Annotated in this window: 1 protein-coding gene; it reads right to left on the reverse strand. The window is 66.6% G+C overall.

Features of this window, described 5'->3' with window-relative positions; all coding sequences use genetic code 11:
- A partial coding sequence (locus LPA54_RS38560) for a transporter substrate-binding domain-containing protein (RefSeq protein WP_228985041.1) occupies nucleotides 1-452 on the reverse strand: 452 nt, incomplete at both ends.

A 452-nucleotide genomic window follows, 5' to 3' on the forward strand; every position in this document is an offset into this window, starting at 1 on the left:
GTGTTGCCCTTCTTGACCGTGAAGCCGTACTGCTCGCCCGTGTCGATCTGCTCGGCGACCTCGAAGGCGTCGGCGTTGGCCTTGTCCTTCAGCCAGCCCTGGACGACGGGGTAGTCGATGACGACGGCCTTGACCTGGCCGGTGCGCAGGCCGTTGAGGACGGCGTCGGAGGACTCGAAGGAGACCGGGTCGAAGCCCTCGCCCTTGACGTGGTCCTCGCCGGTGGTCTGCGCCTGGGCGCCCAGCTTGACGTTCTTCGCCTTCACGTCGGCGAGGGAACCGAGGCCGCTGTCCCTGTCGACGAGGACGGCCTGCGTGGCGTTGAAGTACGGGTCGGAGAAGTCGACGTTCTTCTTCCGCTCCTCGGTGATGGTCATGCCGGCCGCGGCCAGGTCGCACTCGCCGGAGTTGAGGAAGGCGCCGGTCTTGAAGTTCTCGAACGGCGTGTCGAC

This window comes from Streptomyces sp. DH12, assembly GCF_020873895.1.
Classification (GTDB): domain Bacteria; phylum Actinomycetota; class Actinomycetes; order Streptomycetales; family Streptomycetaceae; genus Streptomyces.